This window comes from Pseudonocardia halophobica (assembly GCF_050948485.1).
Lineage (GTDB): Bacteria > Actinomycetota > Actinomycetes > Mycobacteriales > Pseudonocardiaceae > Pseudonocardia > Pseudonocardia halophobica.
In genome coordinates this window covers 7,386,559-7,404,416 of the sequence record NZ_CP192046.1, presented here as the reverse complement: position 1 = coordinate 7,404,416, position 17,858 = coordinate 7,386,559, and the positions used below count along the sequence as shown (strand labels likewise).

Annotated in this window: 14 protein-coding genes and 2 pseudogenes; 14 read left to right on the top strand and 2 right to left on the bottom strand. The window is 72.5% G+C overall.

The features are described 5' to 3' along the window. Window positions 1-51 precede the first annotated feature (51 nt). Both ACQP04_RS35405 and ACQP04_RS35400 read left to right on the top strand, forming a co-directional pair. Window positions 52-375 (top strand): WhiB family transcriptional regulator, encoded by a 324-nt coding sequence (locus ACQP04_RS35405; RefSeq protein ID WP_433504781.1) that lies wholly within the window; start codon window positions 52-54, stop codon window positions 373-375. Next, the gene (locus ACQP04_RS35400) at window positions 372-605 is read left to right on the top strand and encodes a hypothetical protein (protein ID WP_433504780.1); all 234 of its coding nucleotides are present in this window, start codon (window positions 372-374) and stop codon (window positions 603-605) included. Before ACQP04_RS35405 ends, ACQP04_RS35400 begins: the two co-directional genes overlap by 4 nt. 41 nt (window positions 606-646) lie before the next feature. On the opposite strand, the gene ACQP04_RS35395 is transcribed toward ACQP04_RS35400, so the two are convergent. After that, window positions 647-1,264, bottom strand: a complete 618-nt coding sequence (locus tag ACQP04_RS35395) for a TetR/AcrR family transcriptional regulator (protein WP_433504779.1) — start codon at window positions 1,262-1,264, stop codon at window positions 647-649. A gap of 124 nt (window positions 1,265-1,388) precedes the next feature. Here ACQP04_RS35395 and ACQP04_RS35390 point away from each other — a divergent pair, with 124 nt between their 5' ends. The 9 genes and pseudogenes from ACQP04_RS35390 to ACQP04_RS35350 all read left to right on the top strand — a co-directional run bounded on the left by ACQP04_RS35390 (window position 1,389) and on the right by ACQP04_RS35350 (window position 10,990). Continuing rightward, window positions 1,389-2,942, top strand: a complete 1,554-nt coding sequence (locus ACQP04_RS35390; RefSeq protein WP_433504778.1) for an acyl-CoA synthetase — start codon at window positions 1,389-1,391, stop codon at window positions 2,940-2,942. Continuing rightward, complete coding sequence (locus tag ACQP04_RS35385) at window positions 2,939-3,928, top strand: LLM class flavin-dependent oxidoreductase (protein ID WP_433504777.1); 990 nt, start codon at window positions 2,939-2,941, stop codon at window positions 3,926-3,928. Before ACQP04_RS35390 ends, ACQP04_RS35385 begins: the two co-directional genes overlap by 4 nt. 41 nt (window positions 3,929-3,969) lie before the next feature. Beyond that, on the top strand, window positions 3,970-4,725 hold the full coding sequence (locus ACQP04_RS35380) for an SDR family NAD(P)-dependent oxidoreductase (protein WP_433504776.1): 756 nt from the start codon (window positions 3,970-3,972) through the stop codon (window positions 4,723-4,725). Between the two features lie 54 nt (window positions 4,726-4,779). After that, window positions 4,780-6,750 carry an acetoacetate--CoA ligase gene (locus tag ACQP04_RS35375; protein ID WP_433504775.1) on the top strand — a complete coding sequence of 657 codons (1,971 nt, stop codon included), beginning with the start codon at window positions 4,780-4,782 and terminating at the stop codon, window positions 6,748-6,750. After that, a complete protein-coding gene (locus ACQP04_RS35370; protein ID WP_433504774.1) occupies window positions 6,747-7,454 on the top strand; it encodes an LLM class flavin-dependent oxidoreductase in 708 nt (235 codons plus the stop codon). Before ACQP04_RS35375 ends, ACQP04_RS35370 begins: the two co-directional genes overlap by 4 nt. 151 nt (window positions 7,455-7,605) lie before the next feature. Further along, a pseudogene (locus tag ACQP04_RS35365) lies at window positions 7,606-8,570 on the top strand (IS481 family transposase). A gap of 109 nt (window positions 8,571-8,679) precedes the next feature. Continuing rightward, window positions 8,680-9,090, top strand: coding sequence for a response regulator transcription factor (locus tag ACQP04_RS35360; RefSeq protein WP_433504773.1), 411 nt, complete (start codon window positions 8,680-8,682; stop codon window positions 9,088-9,090). 909 nt (window positions 9,091-9,999) lie between these two features. Further along, window positions 10,000-10,491: pseudogene (locus ACQP04_RS35355) on the top strand (DUF222 domain-containing protein); the annotation flags it as partial. An 82-nt stretch (window positions 10,492-10,573) separates the two neighbouring features. Beyond that, complete coding sequence (locus ACQP04_RS35350) at window positions 10,574-10,990, top strand: HNH endonuclease signature motif containing protein (RefSeq protein WP_433504772.1); 417 nt, start codon at window positions 10,574-10,576, stop codon at window positions 10,988-10,990. 33 nt (window positions 10,991-11,023) lie between these two features. Here ACQP04_RS35350 and ACQP04_RS35345 read toward each other — a convergent pair whose 3' ends face one another. Beyond that, complete coding sequence (locus tag ACQP04_RS35345; RefSeq protein ID WP_433504771.1) at window positions 11,024-11,521, bottom strand: quercetin 2,3-dioxygenase; 498 nt, start codon at window positions 11,519-11,521, stop codon at window positions 11,024-11,026. Between the two features lie 102 nt (window positions 11,522-11,623). On the opposite strand from ACQP04_RS35345, the gene ACQP04_RS35340 reads away from it, so the two are divergent. From ACQP04_RS35340 to katG, 3 genes are all read left to right on the top strand, one after another. After that, window positions 11,624-14,362, top strand: a complete 2,739-nt coding sequence (locus tag ACQP04_RS35340; protein ID WP_433504770.1) for an ATP-binding protein — start codon at window positions 11,624-11,626, stop codon at window positions 14,360-14,362. Window positions 14,363-14,504: 142 nt separating this feature from the next. Next, window positions 14,505-15,329, top strand: a complete 825-nt coding sequence (locus tag ACQP04_RS35335) for a hypothetical protein (protein WP_433504769.1) — start codon at window positions 14,505-14,507, stop codon at window positions 15,327-15,329. A 156-nt stretch (window positions 15,330-15,485) separates the two neighbouring features. Continuing rightward, the gene (gene katG / locus ACQP04_RS35330; RefSeq protein WP_433504768.1) at window positions 15,486-17,723 is read left to right on the top strand and encodes a catalase/peroxidase HPI; all 2,238 of its coding nucleotides are present in this window, start codon (window positions 15,486-15,488) and stop codon (window positions 17,721-17,723) included. Window positions 17,724-17,858 lie beyond the last annotated feature (135 nt).

The following is a 17,858-nucleotide window of genomic DNA, read 5'->3' as shown; positions in this document are numbered from 1 at the left end:
CGGCGGCGGTCGGTCCGCCTACCGTCGCCCGGGTTCGGAAGGAGGTGGGCGATGCCCACGTCAACGACCGTCGGCTCACGGAGCGCCGTGGACATCCGGAGTCGACGGCGCGCCGCTCCGGTACGGGCCGACCTCGCCCTACCGTGCCAGCACGCGAACCCCGACCTGTGGTTCGCCGTCTCGCCCCTCGACCTCGAACGGGCGAAGCGGTTGTGCCGGCCCTGCCCGGTCCGCGCGGAATGCCTGGCCGGGGCGGTGCGGCGCGGGGAGCCGTGGGGGGTCTGGGGCGGCGAGATCATCGACCGCGGCACGGTGATCGCGCGCAAGCGGGGCCCGGGACGCCCGCCGCGATCCGCGTGGGCGTACTCGGGATGACCGGGGCCGACAGGGGAACGGTGTACGAGATCCGGGTGGGCGCCGTGCTCGACGACGACTGGTCGGAATGGCTCGCCGGGCTCGTCGCCACCGAAGGTCCGGCGGGGCAGACCGTGCTCACCGGGCCACTGGCCGACCAGGCCGCCTTGCACGGCGCGCTGGCCAGGATCCGTGATCTCGGTGTGCCGCTGCTGTCGGTGCGGCAGTTGGAGCCGCCGGCGCCGGGCTGACCCTCACCGTGCGTGCCCGGGGCTGACGCGCCGGCGAGAGATCAGACGAAGAGCCGCGGCAGCAGGTCCCGGCAGTGGTCCCGCAGCTCGTCGAGCGCTGTCCCCGAGCCGCCGAGGTGTCGCTGTAGTGCCTGCTGGAACAGCCCGTCGAACATCGCGTAGGCGGCGGAGGGGGAGCAGGTGGGTTCCGCTCCCGACAGCTGGGCGTAGCCGCGGACCAGGCGCCAGATCATGTCCTGCAGGCGGCCGTCGATCTCGGCGACGTCGTCCCGGAAGGCCTCCCCGTACAGGGACTGCGCGCGCAGGTCGTACCAGAGCCGGTGCATGAGCGGGGCATCGGCGAGGGTGGCGGCCAGCCCGTTCCCGCAGGCCGCGGCGAGCTCCGCGGGTGTGGACGCCTCGGCGACGAAGCCCTCGTAGCGCTGCACGCAGGCCTCCTTGTAGCGCTGCACGCAGTAGGTGATCAGGTCGATCTTGTCGGCGAAGTAGTAGTGCAGGAGCCCGTGGGAGAACTCCGTGTTGTCCGCGATCGTGCGCAGGCTGGTGTGCGCGTAGCCGAGTTCTGCCAGGGTCAGCAGCGCCGCGTCGGCGAGCTCGCGACGGCGGTCCTCGAACTTGTCGGCACGGGACCGCGACCGCACCGCGGCGGAGCTGGGCATGAGGTGACGATACCTATCGAGCGGATTTCCTGACCACTCGTCCAGGAAAATCTTGACAACCGTCCAAGATCCGGCCACGGTCGTCCCTGTCAGCAACGATGCCGACGACGATCGAGGGACGACGATGTCGCTGACCTTCTATCTCGACAAGGGCGCCTCCCTCGATCCCGAGGCTCCCTGCCTGACCCTCGACGGGGCGTCACTGTCGTACGGCGAGGTCGTCGAGCTCTCCCGCGCCGTCGCCAGGGCACTGCGGCGCTCGGGCGTCCAGCCGGGCGACAAGGTCGGCATCCTCTCGGCCAACGACCCGACGGCGTTCTCCTGCGTCTTCGGCATCGCCCGGGCGGGTGCGGTGTGGTGCCCGATCAACCCGCGCAACGCGGCCGCGGAGAACGCGGAGCTGCTCGACCTGTTCGACTGCTCCACGTTGATCTTCCAGCCGGCGTTCGACGACCTGGTCGCCGCGATCGCCCCGAACCTCCCGAAGCTGACCACGCTCGTCCGCCTCGGCGACGGCGACGGCCACGCGCAGGCCTTCCACCCCTGGCTCGGCGCCGCGCGCGAGGACCCGGATGCCGAGGCCGCCCAGCCCGACGACGTGGTGGCCCTGGTCGGCACCGGTGGCACCACGGGGCGCCCCAAGGGGGTCATGCTCACCGATCGCAACCTCGAGGCGATGTCGGCGATCACGCTGATGAGCTATCCCTTCGAGGGTCGCCCGGTGTACCTGGCCCAGGCCCCGCTGACCCACGCGGCCGGTGTGCTGTGCTTCCCGATCCTCGCCCGCGGCGGCGAGGTCGTGATCATGGCGAAGCCGGACGTCGGCCGGTTCCTGGAGCTGATCGAGCGGCACCGGGTCACCCACACCTTCCTGCCGCCGACGCTGATCTACATGGTTCTCGGCCACGCGGCGCTCGACGGCACGGACCTGTCGTCGCTGCAGTGTTTCTGGTACGGCGCGGCGCCGATGTCGGTGGCCAGGCTGGCCGAGGCGCTCGACCGCATCGGGCCGATGGCCCAGCTCTTCGGGCAGTCCGAGGCCCCGATGATGATCTCGACGATGTCCCCGGCCGAGCACCGCCTGCCGGACGGGACGATCGCCACCGCCCGGCTGTCGTCCGCCGGCCGACCGTCGCCGCTGGTCACGGTGGCGATCCTCGACCAGGAGGGCCGGCCCGTGCCGCGCGGGGAGCGGGGCGAGATCTGCGTGCGGGGCTCGCTGGTGATGGCCGGCTACTACCGGAACCCAGAGGCCACCGCCGAGGCGTCCGCCCACGGCTGGCACCACACGGGCGACATCGGGTTCCTCGACGAGGACGGCTTCCTCTACATCGTCGACCGCGCCAAGGACATGGTGATCACCGGCGGGTTCAACGTCTACTCCGCCGAGGTGGAGCAGGCGCTGATGGGCCACGACGCCGTCCGTGACTGCGCGGTCGTCGGCCTGCCGGACGACAAGTGGGGCGAACGGGTCACCGCCGTGGTCCAGCTCCAGCCCGACGCCGAGGTCGACGTCGACGAGCTGATCGCGTTCGTCAAGCAGCGCATCGGCAGCGTCAAGGCGCCCAAGCAGATCGAGATCTGGCCCGATCTCCCCCGCTCCACCATCGGCAAGGTCCTCAAGACAGAGATCCGCACGACACTCACCGCAGTACCGCAAGGAGGCGGAACCCGATGAAGCTCGCCCTCTACCTGCCCAACTTCCGCGACAAGGTGACCGTGAAGGAGCTGGAGGACCTCACCGCGCTCGCCGAGGAGCTCGACTTCGACTCGGTGTGGACGCTCGACCGGATCGTCGTCCCGGAGGCGTCGGACCGCCAGGAGCTGCAGTACTCCTTCGGGATGATGGACGGTCTGCCCAAGGCGCTGCCGGTGTCCTCGCGCGGCCAGTGGCTCCAGGGCTACCCGCTGATCCCGTGGCTCGCGGCGAAGACCTCGAAGGTCCGGATCGGCATGAGCATCATCGACACACCGTTCCGCGCCCCCGGCGTCCTGGCCGCGGAGATGGCCACGATGGACCACCTCTCGAACGGTCGGCTCAACGTCGGCGTCGGCTCCGGGTGGATGCCGGAGGAGTTCGCGGCCGCGAGCGCCGCGCACATCTTCCCGAAGCGGCACAAGCACGTGCGCGAGACGATCGAGGTCATGCAGGGCGTCTGGAACAACGAGCTGTTCGAGTACCACGGCGAGTTCGCGGACTTCGACAGCTGCGGGTTCGGGGTGAAGCCGCTGCAGGACCCGTTGCCGATCTTCTTCTCCGGTCTCAAGGACCCGGCGCGGGCGGCCAAGCGCGTCAGCAAGTACGACCTCAAGGGCTGGATCGGGATCCAGGACTCGCCCGAGGACATCGCGACGTGGCGCGGGGGGATCGAGCGCGAGCTCGAGGCGATCGGCAGCCAGCGCAAGATCGGCGACCTCGAGATCAGCAGCATGATCTGGACGGTCATCACGGACGTCGACCTGGACGACTCCCCCGCGGGGAAGGTCACGAACCTGCTGGCGGGCAGCGAGCGGCAGATCACCGACAAGCTCAAGGCGTACAAGGAGGCCGGGATGACGATGCCGATGTTCTGGCCGCCGTTCGCGGACGTCCCCGTGTCCAAGACCCTCGACGACCTCAAGCGGATCAAGAACGACATCATGCCGAAGGTCGAGGCCTCCTGACCTCCGGTTCGCACTCCCCACCACGAAGCGAGAGGAAAGAGATGCCCGAACTCGACGGTAAGCGGGTCTTCGTCACCGGGTCCGCTGCCGGGATCGGCAAGGCGATCGCGACGCTGTTCACGCAGCGCGGCGCCCGGGTCGTGATCAGCGACATCGACGCCGACGCGGCCAAGAAGACGGCGGACGAGATCGGCGCCGCGGGCGTCGCCAACTGCGACGTCACGGACGAGAGCCAGGTCCAGGGCGCGGTGCAGCAGGCGGTGGACCTGCTCGGCGGTCTCGACGTGCTGGTCAACAACGCCGGGATCGAGGTCTCCTCGCCGCTGCTGCAGCAGTCGACGGAGAGCTTCGACAAGATCTACGCGGTCAACGTGCGCGGCCCGTTCGTGGCGATGAAGGCGGCGATCGGGCACCTGGTCGAGTCGAAGGGCAACGTCGTCAACATCGCCTCGATCGCCGGCATCGGCGGCAGCCCGCTGCTCGGCTCCTACTGCGCCACGAAGGCGGCGCTGATCCAGCTCACCCGGGTCGCCGCGGTGGAGATGCGCCCGACGGGCGTGCGGGTCAACGCGGTCTGTCCGGGCTTCGCCGACACCGCGATGGTCGAGCGGCTCGTCCCGGACTTCGAGGCGGCGACGCAGGTCCCGTTCGGCGACCTCGTCGCGATGAAGCAGGGCAGGCTCGGCACCCCGGAGGACATCGCCGAGGTGGCGGCCTTCCTCGCGTCCGACCGGGCGTCGTGGGTCACCGGCAGCCACTACGTCCTCGACGGTGGGCTGACCGCGTCCCTCGTGTGAGCATGTGCGACGGGCCCGGCGCGACCGGGCCCGTCGCACAGTGAGGCGGTGGGGATGACCGACACGCTCTGGAGCCCGACGGCGGCCCGTATCGAGGGCTCCGCGTTGCGCGAGTACCTGGACTGGCTGGAGGAGCGCGAGGGGCGGCCGTTCGCGGATCACGACGCCCTCTGGGCCTGGTCGGTGGAGGACGTCGACCGGTTCTGGTCGTCCGTCGTCGACTACTACGGGGTCGAGTTCTCCGCGCCGTGGACGCAGGTGCGCACCGCCGACCCGATGCCGCACACCCGCTGGTTCACCGGGGCGCGGTTGAACTGGGCGCAGCACGCGTTGCGCCGCGGCGCCGACTCCTCGGTGGCGGTCGTGTGCGTCCGGGAGGGCGGCGCACCCGCGCGCGAGATCACGTGGGGCGAGTTGCGCCGGTCGGTCGCGGCGGCGGCCGGCTGGCTGCGGCGGGCGGGCGTGCGCCCCGGCGACCGGGTCTGCGCCTACCTGCCGAACACCGAGCACGCGGTGATCGGCGTCCTCGCCGCCGCCGCGGTCGGCGCGGTGTGGTCGTGCTGCTCCCCGGACTTCGGCGCCGAGGGCACCATCGGTCGTCTCGCACAGCTCGAGCCCACCGTGCTCATCGCCGCGGACGGCTACCACTGGAACGGCAAGGAGATCGACCGCGCCGACGTCGTTGCGACGCTCCGCGAGAAGCTGCCGACGGTGCGGCACTTCGTCCATGTGCCGTACGTGTTCGACCGGCCCGCTCCTTCGGGTGCGGTTTCATGGGACTCGGTTCTCGCCGAGGACGCGCCGCTGGAGTTCGAGCAGGTCGAGTTCTCCCACCCGCTGTGGGTGCTGTTCACCTCGGGCACCACCGGGCTGCCCAAGGGCCTGGTCCACGGCCACGGCGGGATGACGCTGCAAGGGCTGATGTGGTCCGGGTTGTACTGCGGGCTGCGCCCCGCTCCGCGCGAGACGGGCACCGCCGAGCGGATGTTCGCGTTCACCTCGACCGGCTGGGCGCTGTGGAACATGCAGCTGGGCGTGCTCACCCAGGGCGCGAGCATCGTGCTGTACGAAGGCAGCCCCGGCCACCCGGCGGGCGCGGTCTTCGAGGTCGCGGCCCGCACCCGGGCGGACGTCATGCTGCTCGGCGCCGCCGTGGTCACCGCGACGGCGAACAGCGGGGTGTCGCCCCGGCAGGAGCACGACATGAGCCGGTTGCGGCACGTGATGGTCAGCGGCTCGGCGCTGCCCACCGCCGGCTACCACTGGATCATGGAGCACATCGGCCCGGACGTGCGGATCGACTCGACCAGCGGCGGCACCGACATCTCCGGCGCGTTCGTCGGCGCCAACGAGTACGCCCCGGTCCGGGTGGGGCGCATCGGCGGCCGGCTCGCCGGCGTCGACTGCGCGGCCTGGGACGAGGACGGTGAGCCGGTCGTCGACTCGGTGGGCGACCTCGTCGTCACCCAGCCGATCCCCTCGATGCCGGTGCACCTGTGGAACGACCCGGATGCCGAGCGGTACACGGAGTCGTACTTCGAGACCTGGCCCGGTGTGTGGCGGCACGGGGACTGGGTGACGTTCTATGCCGACGGCAGCCTCGCCATCCACGGCCGCTCCGACTCGACCCTGAACAGGCAGGGTGTCCGGCTGGGCAGCAGCGACTTCTACGACGTGCTCGAGACCATGCCGGAGATCAGCGAGACCCTGGTGGTCGGGGTCGACCAGCCCGACGACGGCTACTGGCTGGGTCTGTTCGTCGTCCCTGCTTCGGGGCACGCGCTCGACGACGCGCTCAGGCAGAGGATCGTGCAGACGCTGCGGACCAGGCTCACGCCCCGCCACGTCCCGGACGAGATCCTCGAGGCGCCCGCCGTGCCCCACACGTTGAGCGGCAAGCGCCTCGAGGTCCCGATCAAGAAGCTGATGAGCGGCAGGCCGTTGGAGAAGGCCGCGAACATCGCCTCCGTCGACGACCCCGACGCGCTGCGCTGGTACGCGCGGTTCGCCGCCTCCCGTTTGTGAAGCTCGGCGCCTATCTGGCTCACCTGGGCTCGGGCCCGCCCTACGACGTCGCCTCCTGGGCCCGACGCCTGGTGGATGCCGGCTTCGAGAGCCTGTGGACGCCGCAGATCATCGGGCGGGAGGGGTTCGTCCCCGACCCCTTCGTCGCCTTGGCGGCCGCCGCTGTCGCGGCTCCCGGCGTCGAGCTCGGGACGGCCACGGTCCAGGTCCCGCTCCACCACCCCGCCGACCTCGCCCACCGGATCCGGTCCCTCCAGCTGGTGTGCGGCGACCGCCTCACGCTGGGGGTGAGCCCCGGCTCGACCACCACCGACTACGCGCTCCTGAACCGGGATTTCCGCAGCCGCTTCCGCACCTTCGACGACAACGTGGCCCGGCTGCGGAACCTGCTCGGCGATAGTGCTCCGCCGCTCCTGCTCGGCTCCTGGGGTGCCAACGTCGAGAAGGCCGCCCGGCACTTCGATGGCTGGCTGGCCTCCGCCTACCGCCGCACCCCCGAAGAGATCCTCGCCGCCCACTCCCGCTACCGCGCGGCCGGAGGCCAACGAGCCATCGTCTGCGCCATCCCGCTCTCGATCCCGGCCGACCTCGGCACAGTCGGCGAGCAACTCCACCGCTACGCGGAGGCGAGCTTCGACGACGCGGTCGTGGTGATCGAGCCAGAAGGACCGGATCCCGAGAAGATCAGAGCCCTCTTCCCCTGAGCCGCCAGCCCGTGCGTGCAGCCATGGTCTAGGTGTAGCGACTCACCACGTTGTTGACAGGTCGGTCCGGCGTGTCGGCTTGATCGAGGGGAGGGCCTCCGGGCGGAGTGGGTGTGTCTGACGCACCTACTCGAATCCCAGGAGGCCCTCCGTGGGGCACCGTAACGCGCGCACCACCGTGCACGGCCGCAGGCTCATCATCGAACGCTGGCAGGCCGGGTGGCCGGCCGCGCGGATCGCCGAACAGCTCGGCATCTCCCGGGCCACCGTGCACAAGTGGATCCGCCGGTTCCGCGCCGAGGGCTGGGCCGGGCTGGAAGACCGCCCGTCGCGCCCGCACCGCACTCCGACCCGCACCCGGCCGGAGGTGGAGGAGCAGATCCTGCAGCTGCGCTCGACCGCCCGCCGCGGGCCGGTGTTCCTGGCCGGCCAGCTCGGGCTGGTCGCCTCCACCGTCGGCCGGGTGCTGCGCCGCCACGGCGTGGCCCCGTTGGCCGCCACCGACCCGATCACCGGTGAGCCGGTGCGCCGGCGCCACTCCGGGATCCGCTACGAACACCGCGCCCCCGGGGATCTGCTGCACGTGGATGTGAAGAAGCTGGGCCGGGTGCCCGACGGCGGCGGGTGGCGGCTGCACGGGCGCCGCGAGGACGTCCGCGGCCGCACGGTCCATGGCCACGGGCTCGGCTACGACTACCTGCACGTGGCCGTGGACGACCACACCCGGCTGGCCTACGTCGAAGCCCACCCCGACGAGCGCGACGCCACCTGCGCCGGGTTCCTGCACCGGGCGGTGGCCTGGTTCCGCGCCCACGGCGTGCGCGCGCTGCGGGTGCTCACCGACAACGCCAAGGTCTACCGGGTCGGCACACCTGGCGGGCCGTGTGCGTGGCCCTGGGGCTGCGGCGGCGGTTCACCAAGCCCGGCTGCCCGTGGACCAACGGCAAGGCCGAACGGTTCAACCGCACCCTGCTCACCGAGTTCGCCTACGCCCGCCCCTGGCACTCCAACACCGACCGCCTCGCCGCCCTGGACAGCTGGGTGCACGACTACAACACTCGACGCGCCCACTCCGCCCTCGGCGGCCGACCCCCGGCCACCCGACTCACCGCGTGACCGTGAACAAGGTGCTGGGTCACTACATCTAGGCGCTTCGCCCTGGAATCGTGTCGATCTGGCCGCCCTCCTGCACAATGACGAGCTTCCCGTCGCAGAGCTCTTCCCGATGACGAGCGACGGCTTTGCTCACTCCCTTCGGGCTGTGGCCTCAGGCGGCCCGGTCACCCGGCTCCGCGGGGTCATGGAGCTCCTGTGCGCGGAGACGAACCTGAACGTGGCGCAGGTGAACTCGATCGCACCTCATACGGGCGAGCACGCCGAGCTCGTCAACGTCGGCCATGAGGACACCAGTTGCGGCCCACTACCGGTCTCCCCAGTTCACCGTTCGGTGCATGGGCTGGAGATCCTGCGGTTGTTGGCGACGGGACTCACGAACCGCCAGATCGGGGAGCGCCTCTTCCTCGCGACCCGCACGGTCTCCACTCATGTCGAGCACGTGCTCAGGAAGCTCGGCCTGTCCAGCAGGGTCCAGGCCGCGACGTTGGCAGTGCGCGCGGGTCTGCTCGCCGATCCGTGATCGGGACAGCAGACCCGCTCAGCGCGTGACCTGATCTATCTCCGTTCCTCCGCCGTCTGCGAACCCGTCGTTCCGTACCTCTCGAACGCCCCCAGCTGCGACCAGTCCGGCCAGGTGAGTTCGTGGACGCGGAGGAGGCGGCCGTCTCGGTACTCCGCCACGAGCACCACCTCGATGCGGTGTGCCTCCTCGCCCGGGAGTTGGGTGGTGATCCAGACCCGGGCGGCGAGGCGGGGGCCGGACTCGACCCAGGAGTCGTCGTCGTACTCGACCCGGTAGGTGATCGGGGTGGGGTAGACGCGCTCGTGGCCGGCGCGGAAGGCGGCGAGGTCCTGGGGTCCAGGGCAGGAGCCGTTCGTACAGCGCGGTCTGGAGGCCGACGGCTTCGGCGAAGGCCGGGCCGGGGTAGGCCGAGGTGAAGAGGTTGTAGTGGGCGTCGCGGTGGCTGACTGCATTGACGACGGCGGGGGGACGGGCGAGGGCGCCGCCCAGGTGCCGCAGCTCCAGCATGTGCGGCGTCGACACACTGACCTCGTCGAGGAGGACGTCGATCGCGGCGTCGTCCCGGATGCGGCGAGTGGGCCCCTCACGGGGACGACTGGTTCAGCACTCTGTTGCGCACGGTCCAGAGGGTCGGGGCGGGCGCGGCGAAGGCGCGGGTGCGGGCGGCGCGGGCTGCCGCTCCGCGGCGCTCCCTGCACGGCGAGGCGCTTCCCGCAGTCCTGCCGGAGACCGCGCAGGCGGTCCGGGCCTCGACGGCATTGCGCGCGCGCTGGACATCAGTGACCGCGGCGAGGAGGTCCTCGTCCGCCACGTCGCTCCAGCCGGCCACTCGAACATACGATCGAGATAAGCGCTTTGGAGCTGGGCTGACGTGGTGGTGATCGAGCGGACGCTCGCCGCGCTCCCACCGCATCTGGCGCCGAGCGCCGGGAACCCCTCGAACAGGATCTGGCCGAGCAGGCCCGGCTCCTCGACCCCGGCGCGTTGCGAAGGGTGGGCAAGCACGCGCTGGCGATGCTCGATCCGGACGGGCTGCGGCCTCGACACACCGACCCCACGCGGACGCGGCTGCGACTCCTGCCTCGCGGTGAGGGGTTCGAGGCGTGGGGCTGGTTCGACCGGGAGTCGGCAGCGATCATCCGGACCGCGCTGTCCCCGTTGGCCGCGCCGCCCGGTGAGCACGAGGCCGGGGAGTGCGCGGAGTCCGGGTGCGAGCACGGCTCGGGTGAGTCGCGACCGGATCCCCGGTCGACGGCCGAGCGGGACGGCGACGCGCTGGTCGAGCTGTGCCGGCGGATGCCGAACTCCGGGGCGTTGCCCGTCGAGGGCGGGACCCGGCCGCGCATCACCGTCACGATCTCGCTGCAGGACCTCCGCCACGACGGAGCGGGGCTGCTGGAGTTCGGCGACGGGCTCGCGCGTGGGGGTGATTCGCGCCGAGGACGCACGGCGCCCGGCGTGCGACGCCGGGGTGGTCCCCGTGCTGCTGGGGTCGGACGGGCAGCCGTTCGACGTCGGGCGCAAGCACCGGGTCGTACCGCACGCACTGCGGCGGGCCCTGGCGGTCCGCGATGGTGGATGCGCGTTCCCCGGCTGTGGAATGCCCGCGCCGTGGTGCGAGGGCCATCACGTGCGGCACTGGGTCGACGGCGGGGAGACCTCGCTGGGCAACACGGTGCTGCTGTGCGCGCGCCACCACCGGCTGATCCACCGGGGCGAGTGGACGGTCACGGTCGACCGGGGGATCCCGTCGTTCCATCCGCCGTGGTGGACGGGCGATCCACCGGGCCGCAACGTCGTCCATCGCCCTGACCTCCTGGGTCGGGTCCCCGCGCCCAGCCGCCCCGTCGAGCAGGTGAGGCTGGACGACCTCGGGGTGCCGACGCGGCGTTCGTGAGGCCCTGGCACCCCTCCGGCCAGGGCCATGCGCTCATCCCCGCGGTTGCGGCGGTGGGCCGACCATCTCCACCCCGTAGTCCGTCATCGCCCGGACCAGTGCCTCGACGTCCGGGGGGCCGTCCGGCGGTGGGGGCAGGGTTGCCGACGGCGCGGGCTCGCCGGTCGCGAAGAAGAAGTGGTCCATCCGGCCGCCGGTGGAGAAGGCGAGGAAGCGGGCCTCGTCGGACTCCACGCAGAAGGCGTGGGCGAGGTCCCGCGGGGCCCACACGAAGCTGCCGGTCTCGGCGGTGATCACGTCGTCGCCGACGCAGACGGCGAGGCGGCCGTCGAGCACGTAGAAGGCCTCGTCCTCGCGGGTGTGGCGGTGCAGCGGGCTGGCGTAGCCGCGGGCGCCGTACGCCTCCTGCACCCAGAGGCGCTCGTTCGTGTTGTCGCTGGTCGCCTTGAAGGTCAGCAGGGCGCCGAGGTGCCAGAGAGCGGGGCCCTCACCGGCGGCGAGGTGGTAGGGGCGAGTGGTGGGGATCGTCATGACCTCGACCCTGGCGCGTCGCGCGCCCACCGACATGGGGGTGCGTACGTATCCGGCGCACACACTGCACGTACGTGTGTGCGGTCCCCTACTGTCCGTCGGGTGCACGCGCCGCGCTGCCCCGTCGTCGTCGGACGGACAGGGGAGCTGGCCGCGGTGCGGTCCGCGCTGGCCGCCACCCGGCTCGGACGGGGCTCGACGACGGCGCTCCTCGGCCCCGCCGGGATCGGCAAGTCGCGTCTCGCGCGGGAGGCGGCCGTGGCGGCGGAGGCGTGGGGCATCCCCGCGCTGACCGGACGGGCGGTACCGAACGGGGACGCGACGGCGTTCCGACCCATCGCCGAGGCCCTGCTCGCCGGGCTGCGTCGGCATCCGGGGATCGCCGCCCGGCCCGAGCTCGGTCGGCTCGTCCCCCGCTGGCGTGTCGACGACCGGCCGGAAGGCTCCGTACTCGTCCTCGCCGAGGGCGTTCTCCGCCTCCTCCAGGACCTCGCGCCCGACGGGCTGCTGCTCGTCCTCGAAGACCTGCACTGGGCCGACCCCGAGACACTGTCCGTGGTCGAGTTCCTCGCCGACAACACCGAGCGCATCGCCCTGCTCCTCACCGCCCGCGACGAGCCGGACGGCGTGGTCCAGCTGACCGACACCCTGGCCCGGCGCGGCGCCTGCACCGTCCGCATGCTCGCACCGCTCACCGCACCCGAGATCGACGCCATGATCGACGCGTGCGGAATCGACACCCTGGTCGACACGGCGGACCGGCACGCGCTGCACCGTCGTAGCGCCGGTCTCCCGCTCCTGGTCGAGGAGCTGCTCGGCGCCGAGCCCGGCGTCGTCCCCCGGTCCGTGGCCGAGTCCGTCCGGACGCGGCTCGTCGCGTTCCCCGACGAGGGCCGCGCGGCCCTCCAGGCCGCCGCCGTGCTCGGAGAGCGGTTCGACTGGCGCGTCCTGGCGGACACTGTCGGCCTCGACGAGAAGGCGGCGCTCGCCGTCCTCCACGAGATCATCCGGTCCGGGATGATCGAATCCGGGGAGCAGGACGAGTTCCGGTTCCGCCACTCCCTCGTCCGCGACGCGGTCCTCGCCGACCTCCTCCCGCCCGAGCGCGCGGCCTGGGCCGCAAGGGCACTCGCCGCCGTGCGGCACCGGCAGCCCGAACTCGACGGGCCGTGGTGCGACGTCGCCGCCGACCTCGCCCTGACCGCGGGGGACCGGGCCGCGGCGGCCGAGGTGCTGCTCGAGGCGGGCCGGCGCAACCTCGCCCGCGGCGCCCTGCAGTCCGCCGAGACGACCCTTCGCCGGGCTCGTGAGGTGTCCGACGACCCCACCGCCGTCGACGAGCTCCTCGCCGAGGTCCTGACGTCCGCGGGCAAGACCGAGGAGGCCGCCGCGATCAGCCGTCGCCTGCTCGACGCCGCGCCGCACGCGGCCGCGGCCCGTGTCCGGCTCGCCCGCGTCCACGTCCGCGCCGGCCGCTGGACCGCCGCCGAGGCGGAGCTTCGGCAGGTTCCCACCGACGGCGCCGACGGGCTGCGGGCGATGGTGGTGCGCGCGACCGTCGCGCTGGAGGACGCCCGCCCGGACGACGCCGCTCAGCTGGCGGCCGCGGCACACGAGCGCGGCCCGGTCGACGTGCGGGTCGAGGCCCTCCTGCTGCTGAGCCGCCTCGCCCGCCGCTCCGACCTCGACGAGGCCGAGGCGCTGGCGTTGCGCGCCAAGACCCTCGCCGAGCAGCACGGGTTGGCGCACGCGGCGGCGCGTGCCGCCTACGAGCGGGCCATCGGCGGGGTGCAGGAGACCCTCCGCGTCGACCTGCTCGCGGACGCCCGGGCGCGGGTGGCCGCACTCGGCGATCTCGCCGGGGTCGCCGTGCTCGACCTGCAGGAGGCCGCGATCCGCAACACGCGGTGGGAGGTGGCGGAGGCGCTCGCCGCGGCGGAGCGCTGCATCGTCACGTCCCGTCGGCTGCACCTCGCGACGCTGCCCAAGGCCCTCGTCCTCGACGCCGCGACCCGCGCTTTCGTCGGTGATCACGCCGAGCCGCAGCTCGCCGAGGCGGAGGCCCTCGCCCCGGACGACACCCACCTGCGCGGGGAGATCGCGCAGGTGCGGGCGATGTGGGCCCTCGACCGGGGCGACGACGCGGCCGCTCACGCGCAGCTCGAGGAGGCGATGGCGCAGTTCGCGCGCAGGCCGGACGAGGTCACCGGCTCACCCGCCGTCGGACTCTGGCTGGTGACCGCCGTGGCGTGGGAGACCGGTCGAACCGTCGTCCCCGAGCCGCCCGATCCGCTCACCAACCGCTGGAACCGCGGCATGGCGGGCTTCGCGGAGGCCGTGGCCCGGGGCCGCCGCGGCGACCGGGCCGGCGCGCTCACCGCGTTCGACGAGGCCGAGGACACCCTGCGGCGGCCTGTGGACATCGGCTGGTACCGCCTGCAGGCCCGACGGCTGGTGGCCGGGGCCGCGCTCGCCGACCGCTGGGGCGAGCCCGCGCGCTGGCTCGCCGCCGATCTCCCCCAGGTCGAGGCGCGGGGCCGGGAGCGCTGGGCCGCGGTCCTGCGCGGGCAGTTGCGCAGGGCCGGAGCGGTCGTGCCGCGGCGGACCACCACGGTCGTTCCCGCGGTTCTGCGCGAGAAGGGTCTGACATCGAGGGAGAGCGAGATCCTCGCCCTGGTCGCCGAGGGCCTGGACAACCGGGAGATCGCGGCGCGGCTCGTGCTGTCCGTGCGGACCGTGGAGAAGCACGTCGAACGGCTCTTGGCGAAGACCGGCGCCGCCCGACGCCCCGCCCTGGTCGCCGAAGCCGTGCGGCTGCTCGGCGGACGCACGGACTCGTAGCGCGCATCTGGCCCTCCGGGCGATGCGGGACGCGGGCCTGGGGACGCGTCCATTCAGCGCAAATTGCCTGGTCATAGCTCGGATTCGGGTAGCCGCCCCCCGAGAAGTGGTAGCACTGCGAGCCGAGCAGAGGAGCGGACCGATGACGGAATCCGACCAGCCCCAGGAGAAGCGCGGGGAGGCCCGCGCAGGAGAGCAGGACGCGTCCGACGCCACGCGGAAGGTCCGGCGTCGTGCCCCCGGGATGAGCGCGCCCGACGGAGGGACGAAGCCGCCCGCCAGGAACGTCACCGGTGGTGTCCGCCGGGTGACGGCCGCCGGGCGGGCCGCGTCCGAGGCCGGCCGGTCGGCGGCCCGCCGGACCGTGGACCAGGCGGGCCGGGCCGCCGGTCGAGCCGGTCGGACGGCTGGCGCCGCGGGTCAGGCGGCGGCGCCGGGTGCCGGGAAGACCGCACGAACCGCCGCCCAGACCGGACGGGCCGCGGCGTCCGGCGCCGCGCAGGCCGTTGGCAGCACGGGCCGCACCGCCGCGACCACCGGTGGAGCGGCCGCATCCGGGTTGGCGAAGGCCGGCGGCGACGTCGCGTCGGGCGTGGCGAAGACCGGTGAGAGCGCGGTCAGCGGGGTGGCGTCGACGGCGACCGGCACGCTGAAGGGTGTCGTCGGCACCGTGGGCTCGGTGGTCAAGCCCGTCCTGGGGGCGAGCTTCAGCTTCCTGATGGCCAAGGCCGCGATCCTGCTGCAGCTGATCAAGCGGCTCGCCCTGCTGGCGCTCCAGGGCCTCGAACGGCTCGCCCAGCGGCTCGAGCAGTTCGCCGCCTCGAAGCGGCCCCGGCCCGAGGCCGAGGCCGACGAGGAGGAGGCCGAGGAGGAGGACGTCGCCGGCATCGTGGGCTCGGAGACCCCCGAGGAGGAGCAGGAGGAGAGCGCCGACGACTCCGAGCAGCGGGCGCCGAACCCGACCTGACCGACCTTCACCTGTGCGTTGAGTGGTTCAAGGAACGGGACCAGACTTGCCGGCGTGCCGACGACGTCGGACCTCGAGCACACGCCCTCGGTGGGCTGTGCCCGCCGCGGTGCACGACGACCCGCTCGCTGATCCGGGCCCGATCCTCACTGCGGTATGCGGCGATCCCGGCCGAAAGGACACAGCGGAACAGGAAGAAGGATCGACGTGACCGAGAGCGTCAGCGAGAGCGAGAACCCGCGGATCCCGTCCCCGACCCCACAGGCGCACCGACCCCTCACGAACCGGGACTGGTGGCCGAACCAGCCGGACCTGTCGGTGCTGCGCGCGCACGCGCCCCAATCCGACCCGATGGGCGGGACCTCCGACTACGCGAAGGAGTTCGCGGCGCTCGACGTCGAAGCGCTGAAGCGCGACGTCATGGAGGTGATGACGACCTCGCAGGACTGGTGGCCGGCCGACTACGGCCACTACGGCGGCCTCTTCATCCGGATGAGCTGGCACGCCGCGGGCACCTACCGCATCGCCGACGGCCGCGGCGGTGGCGGCAGCGGCGCCCAGCGCTTCGCGCCGCTGAACAGCTGGCCGGACAACGTCAGCCTGGACAAGGCCCGCCGGCTGCTCCTGCCCGTCAAGCAGAAGTACGGCCGGAAGATCTCCTGGGCCGACCTGATCATCTTCGCCGGCAACTGCGCCTACGAGTCGTTCGGACTCACGACCTTCGGTTTCGCCTTCGGGCGCGAGGACATCTGGGAGCCCGAGGAGATCTTCTGGGGACCGGAGGACACCTGGCTCGGCGACGAGCGCTACAGCGGTGACCGGGAGCTCGCCGGTCCGTTCGCCGCGGTGCAGATGGGCCTGATCTACGTGAACCCGGAGGGACCCAACGGCAACCCGGACCCGTTGGCCTCCGCGCGGGACATCCGCGAGACGTTCAGCCGGATGGCGATGAACGACGAGGAGACGGTCGCCCTCATCGTCGGCGGCCACACCGTCGGCAAGTGCCACGGCGCCGTCAGCCCCGACTGCCTCGGGCCCGAACCCGAGGGCGCCCCGATCGAGCAGCAGGGCCTGGGCTGGCGGAACACCTGCGGCAGCGGCGTGGGCGCCGACGCGCTCACCAGCGGACTCGAGGGCGCCTGGACCAACGAGCCGACGCGCTGGGACAACGGGTACCTCGACAACCTGTACCGCTACGACTGGGAGCTCACCGAGAGCCCGGCCGGCGCGAAGCAGTGGACGCCGAAGAACCCCGAGGCGCAGGACACCGTGCCCGACGCCCACGACCCGTCGAAGCGCCACGCGCCGATGATGCTGACCTCGGACCTCGCCCTGCGGTTCGACCCGATCTACGGGCCGATCACGAAGCGCTTCCACGAGAACCCGGACGAGCTCGCCGACGCGTTCGCCAAGGCCTGGTACAAGCTGCTGCACCGCGACATGGGCCCGGTCTCGCGGTTCCTCGGCCCGTGGGTGCCCGAGCCGCAGCTGTGGCAGGACCCCGTCCCCGCCGTCGACCACGAGCTGGTCGGCGACGACGACGTCGCCGCCCTCAAGGCGCGGATCCTCGACTCGGGCCTGTCCGTCCCGCAGCTGGTCTCGACCGCGTGGGCGTCGGCCGCCTCCTTCCGTGGCACGGACAAGCGCGGCGGGGCGAACGGGGCGCGGATCCGGCTCGAACCGCAGCGCAGCTGGGAGATCAACGAGCCGGCGGAGCTGGCGCAGGTGCTGGAGACCCTCGAGCGACTTCAGCAGGAGTTCGAGTCCGACGGGAAGAGGATCTCGCTCGCCGACCTGATCGTGCTGGGCGGCTGCGCGGCCGTCGAGAAGGCGGCGCGCGACGGCGGGCACGAGGTCACGGTCCCCTTCGCGCCGGGGCGCACAGACGCTTCGCAGGAGCAGACCGACGTGGACTCGTTCGCCGTGCTCGAACCGGCCGCGGACGGGTTCCGCAACCACGTCCGGCCCGGGGACAAGGTGCCGCCGGAGCAACGGCTGGTGGACCGGGCGTACATGCTGAACCTGACCGTTCCGGAGATGACGGCGCTGGTCGGCGGCATGCGGGCCCTCGACGCCAACGCCGGGCACGCCCCGCACGGCGTCCTCACCGGTCGCCCCGGGACGTTGACCAACGACTTCTTCGTCAACCTGCTCGACATGGGCACGGAGTGGCGGACGTCCGAGTCGACGGAGAACGTCTACGAGGGTCGGGACCGCGCCACGGGCGAGGCCAAGTGGACCGCCACCGCCGTGGACCTCGTCTTCGGCGCGAACGCGCAGCTGCGCGCCGTCGCCGAGTTCTACTCGTGCCAGGACGCGCAGGAGAAGTTCGTGCAGGACTTCGTGGCGGCGTGGGACAAGGTCATGAACCTGGACCGCTTCGACCTCGCCTGACCGTGACGCCCGGGGCCCGGGCCGGCCGCACGCCGGCCCGGGCTGCCGGCTCCCGCAGGGCGGTGAGCCGGGGGTCGTCCCCTCGGTCAGCAGGGCCAGGTCGGTGAGGCGGCGTCGGCGTCGAGCGTCACCAGC